A 17,153-nucleotide genomic window follows, 5' to 3' on the forward strand; every position below is an offset into this window, starting at 1 on the left:
CTGAATGAAGAATATTGCAGTTATCGGAAGTGGAACCATGGGCAATGGCATTGCGCACGTATTCGCGCAGTTTGGTTATGCTGTTTCGCTGATTGATGTTTCGGAAGAGGCCCTGAAAAAAGCGCTGGCCACCATCGAAAAAAATCTTGATCGGCAGGTAGCCAAACAGGCCATTACTGAAGAAACCAAAAAGCAGGCGCTGGCCAATATTACTACGTTTACCCAACTAAAAGCCGGTGTTGCCAAAGCCGACCTGGTAATAGAGGCCGCCACCGAAAACAGCGATCTGAAACTGAAAATTTTTAAAGATCTTGATGAAGCCGCCCCGGCAAACACTATCCTGGCCACCAATACCTCCTCGATATCAATAACTAAAATAGCCAGCGCAACAAAGCGTGCGGACAAAGTTATCGGTATGCATTTTATGAACCCCGTGCCGGTAATGAAGCTGGTCGAGGTAATCCGGGGTTACAACACCAGCAACGAGGTAACCGAAACCATCATGCAGGTATCGAAGATGGTACAAAAAATTCCGGTTGAAGTAAACGATTACCCGGGGTTTGTTGCCAACCGGATATTAATGCCGATGATCAACGAGGCCATCTATACCCTTTATGAAGGCGTTGCCGGTGTGGAGGAGATTGACAAGGTGATGAAACTGGGCATGGCCCACCCGATGGGTCCGCTGCAACTGGCCGACTTTATCGGGCTGGACGTGTGCCTTTCGATACTCAATGTGCTTTACGAAGGTTTCGGCAACCCGAAATACGCACCCTGCCCGCTGCTGGTAAACATGGTGCAGGCCGGGCACAAAGGGGTAAAAAGCGGAAGCGGATTTTACACCTATACACCCGGCAATAAAGATCTGGTGGTGGCCGATCGGTTCAGGTAGTTGTTGGTTATTTGTTGATCCTTAATCACCATGAATAACCAACAATCAGTAAGGCAACCTACTTCTTCAGCAAATCCCTGATCTCGGTAAGCAACTGAATATCGGCCGGGGGCGGAGCCGGTGCGGCAGGCTTTTCGGCTTCTTTCTTTTGTGCGGCATTAACGCCTTTCACAATCAGAAACAAAACAAATGCAATAATAATAAAGTTGAGTACACCAGCCAGGAAGTTGCCGTATTTAACTGTACCAAAGATAGTAAGTTCATTAAGCTGGGTAAGTTGGGCGGCATCCAGGGCCGGTTTAAGCAACAGCGGAGTAATTACATCGTCAATCAGCGAGCTTACAATTTTACCGAAGGCCCCGCCAATAATTACACCCACGGCCAGGTCAATAACATTGCCACGCATGGCAAACTTTTTAAATTCTTGAAGCATAAGAATCGGGTTTAGTGTTGTTCGTTGTTGCCTGCTAAAGTAAAAATTATTTGCAAAGTAAAAACTTACTTTACCAGATTGACCGGGTTTCGCAGGCGGCTATACGAGGTAAGCTCCACACCGGCACTGCCGATAAACATATTGGCACTTACCTTTAACGGAATGAAATTCTTGTCATCCGAAAACCAGATGGTTATTGAATTTTCACCGCTAAACAGTTTGTTATCAGGCATAACGGGTTTTAAAACAACCGCCCTGAATTTACCGGCCTTTACCTTGATAGTTTCCTTGCCTTTATAAAGTACTTTCAGGTTATAAAAGGTATCTTCAAAAAAACCGCTTACAGTAACGGTGTCATTCAGTTTAAACTTACTGTAATCGTGTGTGCGCATAAACATAAACCCGCCAATAAGGTCGCGCACCTGGGCCGGGGCATCGTAATAAACCGGGTCTTTGTATTTGCCTGTTTTCTGATTGATGACTTTGGCCGTTATTTTCCCGTTCAGGTGATCAAACAGAATAACCTCATCTTTTTTATATTTCCCTTCGCGGATTTTACGATACGACATGTGCGGAACCAGCGCTGCGGTATCAATGTATGCTCCCCATTGGTCGTTCACATCAGCCACCCAGTCAACCATACCGGTTGTTCTTCCAAAAACATCCACCCGAAAACATTTGCGGTCGTTCATAGTGGTGTATTCATCATGGATTTTTACGGTACCCTTGCCGATGTTAAAAATTCCGTAGTGCATTTTATACTCCAGCGATTCGCCACGGGTAAAACTCTCGTTTTTAACAACCGGATAAATGTCGTTGCGTTCAGACTGGAACGAAGAGAGTGTCATGAGAAGTAGCAGATATTTAAAAATTGTTCTCATGTCGTATCCCGGCAAATTTAATCAATGGATGTTTCCAAAGCATTAAATCTCAAAGGCAGTGCCAGAAACCATTAAAAGTCAAAAAAGCCTTTTGAATTACACAGAAACATTGTTTTCGCGCAAGGCCTCGTTAAGTGATGTCTTTTTATCCGTACTCTCTTTCCGCCTGCCGATAATCAGGGCGCAGGGTACATTGTACGTTCCGGCCGTAAACTTTTTTGGATACGAGCCGGGAATAACCACTGAACGTTCGGGTACATATCCGGTGTATTCCACGGGGTCGGCTTGTGTAACATCGATAATTTTTGAACTGGCCGTTAATACTACGTTGGCACCCAGTACGGCCTCCCGTCCTACCCGAACACCTTCTACCACTATGCAGCGCGAGCCAATAAAGGCATTGTCTTCAATAATTACCGGGGCAGCCTGTACAGGCTCCAGCACACCGCCAATACCTACTCCACCGCTTAAGTGAACTTGTTTTCCAATCTGGGCACAACTGCCAACAGTTGCCCAGGTATCCACCATGGTACCTTCATCTACATACGCACCGATGTTGACATACGAGGGCATCATGATAACACCTTTGGCCAGGTAACTTCCGTAGCGGGCTACCGCGTGAGGTACCACACGCACACCAAGCGCTTTATAGTTGCGTTTCAACGCAATCTTGTCGTGAAATTCAAGCGGCCCGACTTCAACGGTTTCCATGGTTTGAATGGGGAAGTAAAGGATAACCGCTTTCTTTACCCACTCATTTACCTGCCAGGTTGTTCCAACCGGTTCGGCCACCCGCAGCTCACCTTTATCAAGTTGAGCTATAACCGACCGGATGGCGGCCTGGGTATCCTTTTGTTGTAATAATGAACGATCTTCCCACGCCTGTTCAACGATTTGTTTTAATTCCATTTTACGTTAGTTTGACGAATTGATTACCAAAACCTTGGCGCAAGTAATAAAAAAAAGAACAATCGTACTGGCTTCGGTATTGAAACCGGTAAACGAAACACGCATGTTCGAAAAACTGGGCGCCACATTTGCCACCCTTCCAAATGCGGTTGTACATATTATCGGGTTTCCGTCATCGCAGCAACTTGTACAGCATGAAAACCTTCAACTTCACGCGCATACTGCTAAACCGTTTGGCCGGTTAAGCCATCAGCGCATAACAGCCCCTGTACGCATACTATTTAAATTGCTGCAACTCAAACCCAGGCTGTTGATTATTACCACGCATGAACTGCTGGCTGTTGCCCTGTGGTGTAAATTTGTAACCGGCTGCCGGTTGGTGTATGATGTTCAGGAAAATTACTATTTCAACATCCGGTTTACCAAATCGTTTCCGGTTGTCATCCGGCAGGTACTTGCATTGGCGGTTCGGTTTAAAGAGTATCTCACCAAACCGTTTATCGATTACTACTTTCTGGCTGAAAGGGGTTATGTGCACGAACTTCGTTTTGCCCGTCCGTACCTGGTGCTGGAGAACAAATTACCCCAGCGCCTGGCCTTGAAGTTCAGGCGTCATCAGGCCGGGAATACCCGTTTGATTTTCAGCGGAACACTATCCGAAACAACGGGAGTCATTGAAGCTATTGAACTGGCTGCTAAACTACATCAACTGAATCCGGCTATTACGTTAACTGTTATAGGAAACAGTTTATCATTAAGCTTTTTGGCTTTGCTGAAACGAAAAGCTGAAACCTATCCGTTTATCAGACTGAAGGTTAGTGAATATCCTTTTGCACACGAGCAAATACTGGAAGCATTAGGCCAGGCCGATGCCGGCATTATTATCTATCCGCCTAATCCCTCAACAGCCAGTTCAATCCCAACCAAACTGTACGAATACCTGGCCGTGCAACTTCCGGTTATTATACGGCATAATGAAGCCTCGCACCAACTGGTTAACCACTTGAAAGCCGGTGTGCTGCTTACAACCCATTTCATGCCAGAGACCCTTCTAGCCTCCTTGCGGGAGGGCTTCAAACCGTTGGATAGTCCGTTAATTTATTGGGAATCAGCAGAAAACGAACTGGCAGCTATTATAAAAAGATTAATTCTCTGAGTATTTTTTAGATTAATCTAAACTTTTATTTTTGCGTATCGTAATTATTGCGGTATGCTCAGTTACACCGAAGAAAACTACCTCAAGTCCATTTACCACCTCTCAAATGCCGGAGAGCGGCCTGTGTTAACCAACGAACTGGCCGAAACCATGCAAACCAAACCCGCCTCGGTTACCGACATGATTAAAAAACTATCGGCTAAAAACCTGATAGCTTATGAAAAATATCATGGCGTTAACCTGCTGAAGCAAGGCAAGCAGGAAGCCCTGCAGATTATCCGCAAACACCGGCTGTGGGAAACTTTTCTGGTGAACAAACTCGGCTTTACCTGGGACGAAGTACATGAGGTAGCCGAGCAACTGGAACACATTCAATCAGGCTTGCTGATTGAGAAACTGGATAAATTTCTGGAATATCCTACCGTTGATCCGCACGGTCACCCCATCCCCGACCCCTCCGGTAAGATTAAGGAAGTAAAACAAATTCCTCTGGCTGAATTTCCGGCTTATAAAAAATGTACCATCCGTGCTGTAAAAAATGGTTCACCCTCCTTTCTGCAGTACTTGAGCAAAATCGGAATCTATATTGATGCTTCGGTAAGCATTGTGGATAAAGTTGAATTTGATGGATCGCTGGAAGTAAGCATCGACAACAAAAAGCGCGTTTTTATATCACGCGAAGCCGCGCAAAACTTAATGGTTACCGGGTAATATGAGTCTCAGGTTAACGATAGTTTTTCTTTCAATAACAGTTTCGATCAACCCGGTCAGCGCTCAGCAAACTACATTTAAGGGTACGGTTCTGGATGCCGAAACCCGCCAACCGCTTGCCTATGCTTCGGTACTGGTTACCGGTACCGATAACGGAACAACCACCGATGAAGCAGGAAATTTTATACTTGCCTTTACCGGTGAAGCAAAAAATACAATACTGAAAATTTCGTATGTAGGATATGTAACCGAATTACTTCCGATAAGTTCAAAACAAACACGGTACACCATCATGCTTAAACCCGAAGCCACTACCCTGCCGGAAGTGGCCGTGGTTTCTGCAACGTTGAAAGAAGTTTCCAAAGCCGATTCGCCCATCCCGGTTGAGATCTATACCCCTGCCCTGTTCCGTAAAAATCCAACGCCCAGCATATTCGAATCGCTTGGTATGATTAACGGTGTTCAGCCTCAGATTAACTGCAACGTATGCAACACCGGTGACATCCACATAAACGGCATGGAGGGGCCCTACACCATGGTGTTGATTGACGGCATGCCCATCGTAAGCAGCCTGTCAACCGTATACGGACTTTCGGGAATACCCAACAACATGGTAAAGCGCATTGAAATTGTGAAAGGCCCGGCCTCAACGCTTTACGGATCAGAAGCCGTTGCCGGATTGATAAATATCATCACCAAAGAGCCGTCCCTGTCTCCACGCTTTAATGTTGACGTTCAGGCTACTTCGCTGGCTGAATTTAATACCGACATTTCATCGGCCTGGAAAGCCCGAAAATCAAACGGCCTGCTCGGTATGAATTACTTTCTGTTCAACAACCCGCTCGACATCAATCACGATAATTTTACCGATGTAACACAGCAGAACCGCTTTTCTGTTTTTAATAAATGGCAATTCCACCGGGCACACAACCGCCAGGCTACCCTGGCCGCGCGGTACGTTTATGAAGACCGGTGGGGTGGCGAACTGCAATGGACCCGGGCCGACCGTGGCAGCAACCAGGTTTATGGCGAATCAATCTTTACCAACCGGGCCGAACTGATTGGCGCTTACCAACTTGCTTCCCAAAAACTGTTTGTTGACTATTCCTACAACTACCACCACCAGGATTCATACTATGGAATAACCAAGTACCTGGCCCATCAGCACGTGGCCTTTGCCCAACTGCGTTACACTAAATCGATCGGCAGGCACGATTTGCTTATTGGCATTCCAATCCGGTTTACCCGGTATGATGACAGCACTCCTGCTACCCCTTTGCCCCAAAACACCTGGCTGCCCGGGTTTTTTGTTCAGAATGAATTTCGTGCATCTGAAAAAATTACCTGGCTGTGGGGTATGCGCTATGACTACCACAATGTTCATGGAAGTATTTACTCGCCCCGTATATCGCTTAAATATGCTCCGGCCCAATATCACACCTTCCGCCTTACCGCGGGCAACGGCTTCAGGGTAGTTAACCTGTTTACCGAAGACCATGCCGCCTTAACCGGATCACGTGAGGTGGTCATTAAAAACAAACTGAACCCAGAACAGTCGTGGAATGTAAACCTGAATTATGCCACCACAATCCGGCTTACCACCGGATACATCAACCTGGACGCATCTGTTTTTTATACCCACTTTACCAACAAAATTGTTGGCGATTTTCTTACAAACTCCGACCAGATTATTTATGATAACCTGAACGGGTATGCTGTTTCGAAAGGGATAACACTGAATGCCGATGCGGCCTTTACCAGCGGCTTTAAGTTTATGGCAGGCGCCACCCTGATGGACGTGTACCAAAAACAACGCGACAGCCTGGATGTAATGCAAACCACCCCGCAACTTTTTGCCCCGGTATTCTCAGGTACCTATTCGCTGAGCTATACACTTGACCGCTACCGGATCACCATCGACCTCAGCGGACGGGTTACCGGCCCCATGCACCTGCCGGTAGTACCCAACGATTTTCGGCCAGAAAGCTCACCCTGGTTTACCCTGATGAACATCCAGCTAACAAAATCTTTTACAAATGGAATAGAACTTTATGGTGGCATTAAAAACCTGTTCAATTTTATTCCGGACAACCCGATTTATAACTGGCAGCAGCCCTTCTCACCGGAGTTTGACACCAGTTATAATTATGCTCCGGTACAAGGCATAAAAGCATTTTTTGGAATCCGTTATACCTTTCAATAACCATGAACCTGCATAAAACTGATGATAAATCACTCAGCGAAGTACACGCATCAGTAGATACATCTACCCGCAAAGGCTGGCGCAGGCTGTTTGCCTTTCTGGGTCCGGCTTACCTGGTAAGTGTAGGGTACATGGACCCGGGCAACTGGGCCACCGATATTGCCGGAGGCAGCCAGTTTGGCTATACGTTAATCTGGGTGCTGGTGATGTCGAACATCATGGCGTTGCTGCTGCAAAGCCTCAGCGCACGCCTGGGTATTGTACGGCAATTGGACTTAGCCCAGGCATCACGCAAAACCTATCACCCGGTGGTTAACTATGCGCTTTGGTTTTTGGCTGAGATTGCCATTGCAGCAACCGACCTGGCCGAGGTACTGGGCATGGCCATCGGCCTCAACCTGCTGTTTGGTATTCCGCTGGTGTGGGGCGTATCGCTCACCGTGCTTGATACCCTCCTGCTCCTGTTGCTTCAGAGTTACGGCATCCGGAAAATCGAAGCGTTTATTATATCGCTGGTAGGCATCATCGGCATAGCCTTCATCATTGAAATGGTATTTGCCAAACCCGATATGGTAGCCTTAGCCAAGGGGTTTATTCCGTCCATCCCCAACGACCATGCCCTTTACATAGCCATCGGTATTATTGGCGCCACCGTTATGCCTCACAACCTGTACCTGCACTCCTCGCTGGTGCAAACGCGCAGGATCGAAAACAATGACAAAGGAATATGGCGCGCCATTAAATACAATTTTATTGATTCAGCCATAGCCCTCAATGCCGCATTCTTCGTGAATGCCGCCATCCTGGTATTGGCTGCCTCAACATTTTTTAAGGCGGGTATGTATGAAGTGCAGGAGATACAGGACGCCTATAAATTTCTTGCACCGCTGCTGGGCACCGAATGGGCATCTATTCTTTTCGGCATCGCCCTGATCGCGGCCGGGCAAAGCTCAACGATTACCGGCACCCTCTCCGGCCAGATTGTAATGGAAGGTTACCTCAACCTCCGCATCGCCCCGTGGTTAAGGCGACTTATAACGCGGCTCATCGCCATCATTCCGGCTTACCTGGTTATTCTCATCTATGGCGAAAGTAAAACGGGCGATCTGCTGGTGTTCAGCCAGGTGGTGCTGAGTTTGCAACTTGGTTTCGCTATTATTCCGCTCATTCACTTTACCAGCGATAAGGAGAAAATGGGCAACTTTGTTGTTGGCCCCTGGCTCAGCGGTGCTGCATGGGTTATTGCAGCTGTTATTGTTTCGCTGAATGCCAAATTGGTTTACCAGGAAGTAGCCGGCTGGCTTATGGATGCAGGAAGCAACGCCTGGATTTTATGGATTACCGTGGTACCGGTTTGCCTGGCAGCCGTGGCCCTGCTGGTTTACATTTGCATTAAACCTTTTATTGAAAAGCGAAGAGTTGAAAAATCAACACGCCTGCCGCATGGTGCTGCACAGCCTTTGGTGGTTGACCCGTCAGCCCGTTACAACCGCATTGCCATTTGCGTTGATTTTACTTCGGTAGATGCAGCCGCCATCAGCAGTGCGCTGGCCCAGGGCGGTAAGCAGGCCAGTTACCTGCTCATTCACATTACCGAAACAGCCGGGGCGATGGTGTATGGCAGCGAAATAGCCGACCATGAATCCAGCGAAGATGCTGCTGCGCTTAACGTGTACCTCAGGCAAATTCACGCCCAGGGTTATCGCGCTGAATCAAAAATCGGATACGGCAACCCGCGCAAAAGCATACCCGAAATCGTTACTGCCTACGATGCCGATTTGCTGGTGATGGGCGCACACGGCCATGCCTGGTTTAAAGATTTGATCTTCGGAACCACCCTCGAATCAGTAAGGCACCGGGTAAACATTCCGGTATTGATTGTTACGGATAAGACAACCTGATTTCAGATTATTGATTTTAGATTTTAGATTTAGCTCAAACTGAATTTATCTGCAAATCCAACTGAACGATACCATCATTGCACCCGCTACACCCCAGGGCATTTCGGCCATTGCCGTGGTAAGGCTTTCAGGTAAAAATTGCATTCACCTGGTACAGCAGGTTTTTTTCGGAAAGGATCTTACCACTGTACCCACGCACACCATTCACTTTGGTACCATTCGCGATGACGACAGGATTATTGATGAAGTGCTGGTATCCGTATTCCATGAAGGCACATCCTACACCAGCGAAAATGCCGTGGAAATTTCCTGTCATGGCTCACCGGTTGTGGTAAAGGAAATCATCAACCTGCTGGTTAAGAAAGGCGCACGCCTGGCCCAGCCCGGAGAATTTACCAAACGGGCCTTCCTGCATGGCAGGCTGGACCTGACCCAGGCCGAAGCCGTGGCCGACATCATCCATGCCGAAACAGAAAATGCGCGCCAGGCCGCCATTAACCAGATGCGTGGCGGGTTTTCGAAAGAAATAAACCGGCTACGCGATGAACTAATCCATTTTGCCTCGCTCATTGAACTGGAACTTGATTTTGGCGAGGAGGATGTGGAGTTTGCCAAACGCGATGAATTGAAAAACCTGATCCTGAAAATCCAATACTTCGTTCAATCCCTCGTTCAGTCTTTTGATCAGGGCAACGTAATTAAAAACGGAGTACCAACCGTGATTGCCGGCAGGCCCAATGCGGGTAAGTCAACATTGCTGAACTTGCTGTTAAATGAAGAGCGCGCCATCGTATCGGACATACCGGGCACTACCCGCGATGTAATTGAAGATGAAATGGTGCTGAACGGCATTGCCTTCCGGTTTATCGACACGGCCGGCTTGCGCGAAACCTCCGACACCATCGAGGCCATTGGCGTGGAGCGTACCCGCCAGCAGATGGAGAAGGCTTCGCTTATTCTGTATGTTATCGATTTAACCGACACAACACCGCAGGCCGTCCAACAGGAAGAAACGGAACTTAAAAATCTCGGCATCCCCTATATCCTTATCGGGAACAAACTGGACAAAGCCCGGCCCGAACTGATTGAAAAGCTGAAAAAAAATTTAGTACTTATTTCGGCTTCGAAGCACACCAATATTGAGGCACTCAAGGAAGCCATACTCACGCGCGTTCATGTTAACCGGGTAAAAACCGGTGATGTGCTGGTAACCAATGTTCGCCATTACCAGAACCTGCTGCAAACAAAGGATGCCCTACAGCGCGTACTTGAAGGAATGGAAAAAGGAATAACCGGTGACTTTCTGGCCATGGACATCCGCCAGGCCTTGCACTTTCTGGGCGAGATTACAGGCGCCATCACCACCGATGATTTGCTGGAGAATATATTTTCAAAATTTTGTATCGGAAAGTAATCTCAACCATTCACTGCACTTCGAGTTTATACAAGCCATTATCAATTGCATACTTAACCAGACCCACACTATTTTTTGCACCGGTTTTTTCAAGAATTCTATACCTGTGATTAAAGTACGTTTTTTCACTAATCTGCAGACGTTCGCTAATCTCCACCGGTGATAATTCATCACAAATAAGCAAAAGAATTTCAAGTTCTCTGGGGCTTAATTTATAGTAGTCACTTCTATTCTGTTTCCTTGCTGGAAGCCTCTTCAGAACGCGGGTAACCATTTCATTTCTATAAAAATCTTTATCGACAACAGCGTAAAGTGCTTTTTCAAGCTCTTCGGCCGAACTGTTTTTGCTTAAAAAACCATGAACACCTAAGTCCAGCATCCGTACCACAAAAACATCCTCCATATGCATGGTCAGCATTAGGATTTTCACTTGAGGGAAGTGTTCTAAAATATATTTCGCACACTCCATCCCGCCCATTACTGGCATTTCAATATCTAGAATTACAACATGTGGAACATGTTGCTCCATAAGAGTTAGCAATTCACGGCCGTTACCGACTTCTTTCACATGTTGAACCCTAGCAAAGGATTTTAATAGCCGCATCATACCACTTCGAACTACTGCATGATCATCAGCTAGATATACTTTGAGCATGTTCATAGATAAAAGGTACCTGAATCTGCACAAAACTTCCATTACCGATAGGAGGAACTCCTATTTGCATTTTTGCCTGAAGTTGTTTAACCCTAAGTTTAATATTCCACCACCCAAAACCTGTACCGGTGCTTTTGATCGAAAAACCAATCCCGTTATCCTGGACAGTTACTACCATCACGTCCTTACCAAACTCAATACTTACATTGACGACCAGTGCTTTACTGTGCTGAAGACTGTTGCTTATCAATTCCTGAATTATCCTATACACCGACAATGCTCGGTCATCATTAAGAACTAGATCTGTATGGTCACATTTAAACGCAACAGTTAACCCTTTTCCGTTTAATCTTTCACATAAAAGTCTGACAGATTCACAAAGCCCCAAACTGTGGAATAAACCGGGAGTTAATTCCCAGGAAATTCGCTTAACTGCTTCAACAGCCTGCTCAAGAGATGTCAATAAATCAGTATAAGCAGATTTTGCATCTCCAATTAGTGGAAGAGAACGTTCAAGAAACAAGGCATTAAGTTTGGCACCGCTGAGCAATGAACCTAGTGAGTCATGTAAATCTGCTGCGATTCGTTTTCTTTCGTTCTCCTGGCTCTGCAATTGTGCATGAACCATCCGGTGTTGAAAAATCTGTTCAAGTTTTTTCTGCCTTTCCTGTTCCATGATCAAGCGTTTTTGATAAATAGTTATAAATACAGCGATGCTTCCAACAAGAAACAATATCAGGCATGAACCAATTACGATGATAATGAGGATTTCACGTTGCGGTAATTCTGCCATAATGCAATCGCGAAAAGAAGGTTTTTGATAACATTCAACAAGTTATGCAAAATCCATACACTGCGCTGAAAAGCCGGAGTTTCCGAAAGGTAATTTCCTGCTAAAAACAAAAAAAAATTACCTCCGTAATAAACCAGTATGGCAAAGCAAATCCACAGCATTGGCAGTTTATGGATATGCAAGACCGGCAAATCGTGCAATAACCGGTACAAATAGTACATGGAAAAGGTAATGAGAATAATACTAGCCAATACGTTAGAAGCCGAATTAAGCTTCCATGGACCCTCATAGAAAATAATGTTAAAAGTAAAGAAGATTACAAAGAAAACGTATACAATCAGAGAAGTTTTTATAAAATAAGATTGTTTCTTAAATAAATATGCTAACAATGAAAACTGGATCAACAAAAATATATTCCCAATCAACAAAGAATTTAGACCATGATGGATAATAACAACAGAAATGATATCTGCTACCAAAGAAAAAATCAGAATTAAAACAATTGGCCAGAGCTCGGGACTAATGGACCGGTAAGTGGCTGGGAATTTTGACAGGTTGTAATTATAGATTAAGGTTTTGAGTTTTGCAATAGCTTTACCTGCGTGGCTGCGATTGGAAACCTCAGCGAACAAGCAGGGTTTGCACTGAAAAAAGTTTTGGGCTGTCATACTGATGGCCCATACTTTTTTTAGGGAAACAGAAAAAGAGTTTCCCATGTAGGTATCACGCAGCATAGGCCATGGGTGTTTGATAGTTGAGCGCCTGGTGTGGCCTTTTATGGTTGTAATCATCGACCCACTTGTGAGTGACTTGCCGGGCGTTATCCAGTGAGCTGAATACGTTGGCATCCAACACATCTTCGCGATAAGTTTTGTTGAATCGTTCGATGATGGCGTTCTGTTGCGGCTTTCCTTTCTGTATCGGGTTCCACTGGATGTGGTTGTTGTGCATCCAGTTCATAAAGCGTTTGGCGCGGAACTCAGGGCCGTTGTCGGTACGGATGCTGAGCGGTTTGCCGTACCGCTCAATGGCACGCTCCAATGCTTCTATTACCCTTCTGGCCGGCAGGTTAAAGTCCACCTCAATACCCATACACTGGCGGTTGAAATGGTCCACGATGTTGAGTGTGCGGAATGTACGCCCGCTATCCAGGGCATCGCTCATAAAGTCCATGGCCCACTCGATATTGGCCTGCAGGGGTATAGAAAGGGGGTTGGCGGGGTTGTCTTTGATGCGCTTGCGCAGTTTGCGGTGAAGGGAAAACCCTTCACGCTCATATACTCTGCGAATTTTACTGTCGCCCCATTCCGGGTGATTCTTTTGTACCAGCTTGATTACCTTCATCCTTCCCTTACGGCTTGTTCCGATGACTTGTTCGATTGCTTTTTTTACCACGGCATCTTTGGCCGGCATCCGCTTGCGGTAATACTTTTTAGTACGCGAACAGCCCACCAGTTTGCACGCCCGGACATGGCTCATTCGAAACTGCTTCTTCAAATGGGCCAGGCCGTGTTCTTTTTGTCCGGGCGTCAGAACTTTTTTGAGAGCAGGTCTTTTATGGCATCAATCTCCAGGCTCTGGTTGGCCACAATTTTCTTGAGCCTCGCATTTTCATACTCAAGTTCTTTAAGTCGCTTAAGTTCGTCAACGGTCATGCCCGCGTACTTGCTGCGCCAATTGTAGAACGTAGCCTCGCTAATACCATGCTTGCGGCATACTTCGGCCACCTTCTGGTCTTGTTGGATTTGTTCGTTGAGGATGCCAATAATCTGGGCCTCGGTAAATTTGCTCTTCTTCATTTTGACTTTTTTTGGTCGGTTAAATTAGAAAATCCTACTTTTAACCTGTTCAAAAAAAGCAGCCTAGTACCGACCGCTTTACAATTATCGGTATAGCAATAGGAATCAGTACGGAGGCAAGGGAGAGGTAGCCAATCGCATATTCAAGCTCCATAAATCGGAGGCTTAACAATAAGACCTACCACAAAATAGCCACTTATAATTTATTGTCAGGACAATATGGAGGACAAGGAAAAGACACATCCCCGATTTGATTATCTCCGCCTTCACCACCGGCAGCGGTGCCAGCCTGAGGCAACAAGTTATTGCCTTTGGAATTGGTGCCAACCAATAGTAATTGTTTGTTTCCTTTATCATCGATTGCATAATAAATCCGTATGCCCGAGCAATCTCCTTCTGCAAGAATTCTTAAAATAAGGTCTCTGCCAAAGTAATGTGCCTCGGTTTCACCGGGGTGCTTTACCCTGTAATTAGCTGTCCACCTTTTTGCAGTTGTAAGGTCTATCGGTCCGCCATCAGTACCGTCATATTTTGGTCCATTAGCCATTGTCTTGAGGTTTTAGTTCGAACTCAACAATCGGCAAAACTAGGTTTATCCAAACTGGAACATAGGAGTTTCTCCTATAAATCTTAGTTATTCACAACCAGGACGAACCGTTCAGATTGTGACCTCCCGCTTACCAAAATCAAATCTGAATTCACTGCGCCATCATTTCCGGACTATTAAATCCCGAATGATTGGGCTGGCAAAATCTTGTTTCTTCGTATGGATTTAGATTATTATCCCAAACCATAGGTTATAGGAGTAATTCCTATGTTAAAAGGAATAAAAAAATAGGCCAGCATAATTTGGACTTATGTGGATAAGAACCCTTGTCCGAAGAGTTTTGATGATGGTTGCTATTGCAATTACAATATTTGTGTTACTTGTTTCTAACTTGCGTCAAAACAACAATACCGATTTGTTACTTTGGTCATTGTCTGTATTTGTAGTTTCGCTAATTTTTTTTGTATTACGACTGGGTAAAAAATATGAATAGTAAAGGATACACCAGAGAAGCACTTGAGCAAGCGCCTAACCATATTTCATACAGAAACTGGTATAATAGCATACTACTGGTGAAGAGGTTTGTGGCGGCTGAAACTGGGTATCATGTAAATTTGAATACTGAATTAGAAAATGAATTGGGTCTTTCAGGCGATTTAGCTTGGGAATTTATGGAGCGGTTTGGTAAAGTCTTTGATGTAAATATGGAGGAATTCAAGTTGAATTTCCTAAAGTACTTCAGGCCGAATTCTTCTTACGTAAGTCTACTTACGCTTCACCTAATGTTTGAAATACCAGTGAAAGCAATCCAACATTTATTCAAAGGAAATACTCAGCGATTCGGTGAGCATCTCTTTGATTCCAAAGAATATGATTTGACTATCGGAGATCTTGTAGCTAGTGTGGTCAAAAAAAAATTTTGCTTACGAGAAAAATTAAAGCGTATTCGTTAAAACAGAAAAGCAGCCTGTTTTCCTAACAGGCTGCTTTTCTGAAACTCTACATAGAAGCATTTATAGTGCAGCCACGGCTGAATTCCCTGATTTTCCCGGTCTATTCTCTTGTTGTTTAACGGGCAACGCAAATAACTTATCCATTGAAATTCGGAACAAATCAACATTATGAACACTTACCTGACGTGAAAAAACTGCATAGTTACCGCAATGTGTAATACTGAAAAACTCGTCATCGAGTGAACTATTCACTGCGGGGCCCAAATTTTCAGGTTCACTCCAGTTTAACCACGTGTCATCTAAACGCTTGGTTACATAAATATCATAACCACCATATCCATTGTGCCCTCTTGAAGCAAAGTAAAGGGTTCTGTTATCAGCAGCAAGGAATGGTGAAGATTCTTCCATTTCGGTATTGATAACCCCGCCCATATTGAGAGGCTGTCCGGCTACTTTTCCGTTCCAGAAGCTAACATATAGATCGCGGCCACCGTAAGAGTCAACACGCTGTACTGATTGGATGATGACGCCTGTGCTCAGCGAAACGTAAGCATTCGCATGATTTGACATATTGTAATCATCCTGAATTTGAATCGACTGAGGGGCTGACCAACGGCCTCGGATGTTCACGCTATAAGATAAGGACACTGCCTAATTAAGTGTGTAAGTGCTGGGTAACGACTAAGCAACTGCGTAAAGGTTTTATATTTTGCATCTGCCTTCGAAGATAGTTAAAAATTGATTTACGATTAGTGGCCAGTTTCTCACGGGCAAGGTCCATTTTTTGGTGATCTCCCGTAAAGCCAGGTACACCGCTTTCACCACCGCCTGGTCGTCAGGGAACGAAAGTTTGTTGTTGGTATACTTGCGGATTTTTCCGTTGAGATTTTCGATAATGTTCGTGGTATAGATCAGCGTTCGGATTTCGATCGGATAATCGAAGAAGTGCGTGAGGTTATCCCAATTCGTTTTCCACGACTTGATAGCATGCGGATATTTTTTGCCCCATGTTACTTCAAGCTGCTCTAAGGCTTGAGCAGCCAGCTCTTTGTTTGGTGCTCCGTAAACAGTCTTCAAATCGGCTACAAATTGTTTCTTGTCTTTCCAGACAACGTAGCGAAGCGCATTTCTGATCTGATGAACTACACAAATCTGGGTTACCGATTGGGTAAACACGCTGGTGATTGCATCGGTGAAGCCCTTCAGATTATCGGTGCTGGTGATGAGAATATCTTCCACGCCACGGCTTTTTAAATCAGTAAGTACACTTATCCAGAATGAAGCACTTTCGCTTTCACCCAGCCACATGCCCAATACTTCCTTAAACCCCTGAGCATTAAGGCCTACGGCCAGGTAAATGGTTTTGTTGATCACCTTCCCATTCTGCCGGACTTTGAATACGATCCCATCCATCCACACCACAAAGTACACCGATGAAAGAGGCCTGCTTTGCCACTCCGTTACCAACGTATGTACCCGCGAGGTAACGTTGGAAATAGTGGCATCCGAAACATTCACACCATAGATTTCCCGGATTTGTATTTCAATGTCGCGTACGCTCATACCCCGGGCATATAAGGAGATGATAATTTCTTCGATGCCTTCTACGAACCGGCTGCGCTTGGGAACCAGGACGGGCTCAAACGTGCTGTTCCGATCCCGAGGTACTTCTATCTGTAGTTCACCTCGCGTGGTCTTGATGGTCTTACGGGTTTTTCCGTTCCGTGAGTTCCCGGAGTTAATCCCTTCTGGTGAATGTTTGGCATAGCCCAAATGGCCATCGAGTTCACCTTCCAGCATTTGCTCCATGCCCTTTTTGAAAAGTTCATCGATAAAGCTGTTGAGGTCTTTCGAATTCTTAAATTGCTTGAGAAACTCAGGGGTGAGCATCTCTTTGAGTAGTGGG

Annotated in this window: 18 protein-coding genes; 7 read left to right on the forward strand and 11 right to left on the reverse strand. The window is 45.5% G+C overall.

Annotation, left to right across the window (positions count from 1 at the left end; genetic code table 11):
* Positions 1-4 precede the first annotated feature (4 nt).
* Positions 5-892, forward strand: a complete 888-nt coding sequence (locus HRU69_12365; GenBank protein QOI98230.1) for a 3-hydroxybutyryl-CoA dehydrogenase — start codon at positions 5-7, stop codon at positions 890-892.
* Positions 893-950: 58 nt separating this feature from the next.
* Here the strand turns inward: HRU69_12365 and mscL are convergent, their stop codons facing one another.
* From mscL to HRU69_12380, 3 genes are all read right to left on the reverse strand, one after another.
* Positions 951-1,325, reverse strand: a complete 375-nt coding sequence (gene mscL / locus HRU69_12370) for a large conductance mechanosensitive channel protein MscL (protein QOI98231.1) — start codon at positions 1,323-1,325, stop codon at positions 951-953.
* A gap of 65 nt (positions 1,326-1,390) precedes the next feature.
* Complete coding sequence (locus HRU69_12375) at positions 1,391-2,206, reverse strand: DUF3108 domain-containing protein (GenBank protein ID QOI98232.1); 816 nt, start codon at positions 2,204-2,206, stop codon at positions 1,391-1,393.
* 96 nt (positions 2,207-2,302) lie between these two features.
* The gene (locus HRU69_12380; protein ID QOI98233.1) at positions 2,303-3,115 is read right to left on the reverse strand and encodes a 2,3,4,5-tetrahydropyridine-2,6-dicarboxylate N-succinyltransferase; all 813 of its coding nucleotides are present in this window, start codon (positions 3,113-3,115) and stop codon (positions 2,303-2,305) included.
* 34 nt (positions 3,116-3,149) lie between these two features.
* Between HRU69_12380 and HRU69_12385 the strand changes: the two genes are divergently transcribed.
* The 5 genes from HRU69_12385 to mnmE are packed head-to-tail and all read left to right on the forward strand — an operon-like array spanning position 3,150 to position 10,500.
* Entirely contained in the window at positions 3,150-4,271 is a 1,122-nt protein-coding gene (locus tag HRU69_12385; protein ID QOI98234.1) for a glycosyltransferase, read from the forward strand.
* Positions 4,272-4,325: 54 nt separating this feature from the next.
* A complete protein-coding gene (locus HRU69_12390) occupies positions 4,326-4,982 on the forward strand; it encodes a metal-dependent transcriptional regulator (GenBank protein QOI98235.1) in 657 nt (218 codons plus the stop codon).
* A 1-nt stretch (position 4,983) separates the two neighbouring features.
* Positions 4,984-7,185, forward strand: a complete 2,202-nt coding sequence (locus HRU69_12395; protein ID QOI98236.1) for a TonB-dependent receptor — start codon at positions 4,984-4,986, stop codon at positions 7,183-7,185.
* A gap of 2 nt (positions 7,186-7,187) precedes the next feature.
* Positions 7,188-9,086: an Nramp family divalent metal transporter gene (locus HRU69_12400; protein ID QOI98237.1), complete on the forward strand. Its 1,899-nt coding sequence runs from the start codon at positions 7,188-7,190 to the stop codon at positions 9,084-9,086.
* 49 nt (positions 9,087-9,135) lie between these two features.
* Positions 9,136-10,500 (forward strand): tRNA uridine-5-carboxymethylaminomethyl(34) synthesis GTPase MnmE, encoded by a 1,365-nt coding sequence (mnmE, locus tag HRU69_12405; protein QOI98924.1) that lies wholly within the window; start codon positions 9,136-9,138, stop codon positions 10,498-10,500.
* Positions 10,501-10,510: 10 nt separating this feature from the next.
* Here the strand turns inward: mnmE and HRU69_12410 are convergent, their stop codons facing one another.
* The 6 genes from HRU69_12410 to HRU69_12435 all read right to left on the reverse strand — a co-directional run bounded on the left by HRU69_12410 (position 10,511) and on the right by HRU69_12435 (position 14,294).
* The gene (locus tag HRU69_12410) at positions 10,511-11,161 is read right to left on the reverse strand and encodes a response regulator transcription factor (GenBank protein QOI98238.1); all 651 of its coding nucleotides are present in this window, start codon (positions 11,159-11,161) and stop codon (positions 10,511-10,513) included.
* The gene (locus HRU69_12415) at positions 11,133-11,948 is read right to left on the reverse strand and encodes a hypothetical protein (GenBank protein ID QOI98239.1); all 816 of its coding nucleotides are present in this window, start codon (positions 11,946-11,948) and stop codon (positions 11,133-11,135) included. Before HRU69_12415 ends, HRU69_12410 begins: the two co-directional genes overlap by 29 nt.
* Positions 11,906-12,682, reverse strand: a complete 777-nt coding sequence (locus HRU69_12420) for a hypothetical protein (protein QOI98240.1) — start codon at positions 12,680-12,682, stop codon at positions 11,906-11,908. Before HRU69_12420 ends, HRU69_12415 begins: the two co-directional genes overlap by 43 nt.
* A complete protein-coding gene (locus HRU69_12425; GenBank protein QOI98925.1) occupies positions 12,672-13,481 on the reverse strand; it encodes an IS3 family transposase in 810 nt (269 codons plus the stop codon). Before HRU69_12425 ends, HRU69_12420 begins: the two co-directional genes overlap by 11 nt.
* The gene (locus tag HRU69_12430; GenBank protein ID QOI98241.1) at positions 13,478-13,747 is read right to left on the reverse strand and encodes a transposase; all 270 of its coding nucleotides are present in this window, start codon (positions 13,745-13,747) and stop codon (positions 13,478-13,480) included. The genes HRU69_12425 and HRU69_12430 overlap by 4 nt, the downstream gene beginning before the upstream one ends.
* A gap of 196 nt (positions 13,748-13,943) precedes the next feature.
* The gene (locus tag HRU69_12435; GenBank protein QOI98242.1) at positions 13,944-14,294 is read right to left on the reverse strand and encodes a hypothetical protein; all 351 of its coding nucleotides are present in this window, start codon (positions 14,292-14,294) and stop codon (positions 13,944-13,946) included.
* Between the two features lie 485 nt (positions 14,295-14,779).
* On the opposite strand from HRU69_12435, the gene HRU69_12440 reads away from it, so the two are divergent.
* On the forward strand, positions 14,780-15,247 hold the full coding sequence (locus tag HRU69_12440; GenBank protein QOI98243.1) for a DUF1493 family protein: 468 nt from the start codon (positions 14,780-14,782) through the stop codon (positions 15,245-15,247).
* Positions 15,248-15,307: 60 nt separating this feature from the next.
* On the opposite strand, the gene HRU69_12445 is transcribed toward HRU69_12440, so the two are convergent.
* On the reverse strand, positions 15,308-15,817 hold the full coding sequence (locus tag HRU69_12445; protein ID QOI98926.1) for a PD40 domain-containing protein: 510 nt from the start codon (positions 15,815-15,817) through the stop codon (positions 15,308-15,310).
* A gap of 132 nt (positions 15,818-15,949) precedes the next feature.
* Positions 15,950-17,137, reverse strand: a complete 1,188-nt coding sequence (locus HRU69_12450) for an IS256 family transposase (protein ID QOI98927.1) — start codon at positions 17,135-17,137, stop codon at positions 15,950-15,952.
* Positions 17,138-17,153 lie beyond the last annotated feature (16 nt).

The organism is Flammeovirgaceae bacterium, assembly GCA_015180985.1.
Lineage (GTDB): Bacteria > Bacteroidota > Bacteroidia > Cytophagales > Cyclobacteriaceae > UBA2336.

What these genes read in the sequence shown, in the direction of transcription:
- mscL (QOI98231.1), bottom strand. Translation starts at nt 1,325, where the DNA reads ATGCTTCAAGAATTTAAAAAGTTTGCCATGCGTGGCAATGTTATTGAC.
- HRU69_12450 (QOI98927.1), bottom strand. Translation starts at nt 17,137, where the DNA reads ATGCTCACCCCTGAGTTTCTCAAGCAATTTAAGAATTCGAAAGACCTC.
- HRU69_12430 (QOI98241.1), bottom strand. Translation starts at nt 13,747, where the DNA reads ATGAAGAAGAGCAAATTTACCGAGGCCCAGATTATTGGCATCCTCAAC.
- HRU69_12400 (QOI98237.1), top strand. Translation starts at nt 7,188, where the DNA reads ATGAACCTGCATAAAACTGATGATAAATCACTCAGCGAAGTACACGCA.
- HRU69_12420 (QOI98240.1), bottom strand. Translation starts at nt 12,682, where the DNA reads ATGCTGCGTGATACCTACATGGGAAACTCTTTTTCTGTTTCCCTAAAA.
- HRU69_12380 (QOI98233.1), bottom strand. Translation starts at nt 3,115, where the DNA reads ATGGAATTAAAACAAATCGTTGAACAGGCGTGGGAAGATCGTTCATTA.
- HRU69_12410 (QOI98238.1), bottom strand. Translation starts at nt 11,161, where the DNA reads ATGAACATGCTCAAAGTATATCTAGCTGATGATCATGCAGTAGTTCGA.
- HRU69_12440 (QOI98243.1), top strand. Translation starts at nt 14,780, where the DNA reads ATGAATAGTAAAGGATACACCAGAGAAGCACTTGAGCAAGCGCCTAAC.
- HRU69_12435 (QOI98242.1), bottom strand. Translation starts at nt 14,294, where the DNA reads ATGGCTAATGGACCAAAATATGACGGTACTGATGGCGGACCGATAGAC.
- HRU69_12445 (QOI98926.1), bottom strand. Translation starts at nt 15,817, where the DNA reads ATGTCAAATCATGCGAATGCTTACGTTTCGCTGAGCACAGGCGTCATC.
- HRU69_12365 (QOI98230.1), top strand. Translation starts at nt 5, where the DNA reads ATGAAGAATATTGCAGTTATCGGAAGTGGAACCATGGGCAATGGCATT.
- HRU69_12375 (QOI98232.1), bottom strand. Translation starts at nt 2,206, where the DNA reads ATGAGAACAATTTTTAAATATCTGCTACTTCTCATGACACTCTCTTCG.
- HRU69_12390 (QOI98235.1), top strand. Translation starts at nt 4,326, where the DNA reads ATGCTCAGTTACACCGAAGAAAACTACCTCAAGTCCATTTACCACCTC.
- HRU69_12395 (QOI98236.1), top strand. Translation starts at nt 4,984, where the DNA reads ATGAGTCTCAGGTTAACGATAGTTTTTCTTTCAATAACAGTTTCGATC.
- HRU69_12415 (QOI98239.1), bottom strand. Translation starts at nt 11,948, where the DNA reads ATGGCAGAATTACCGCAACGTGAAATCCTCATTATCATCGTAATTGGT.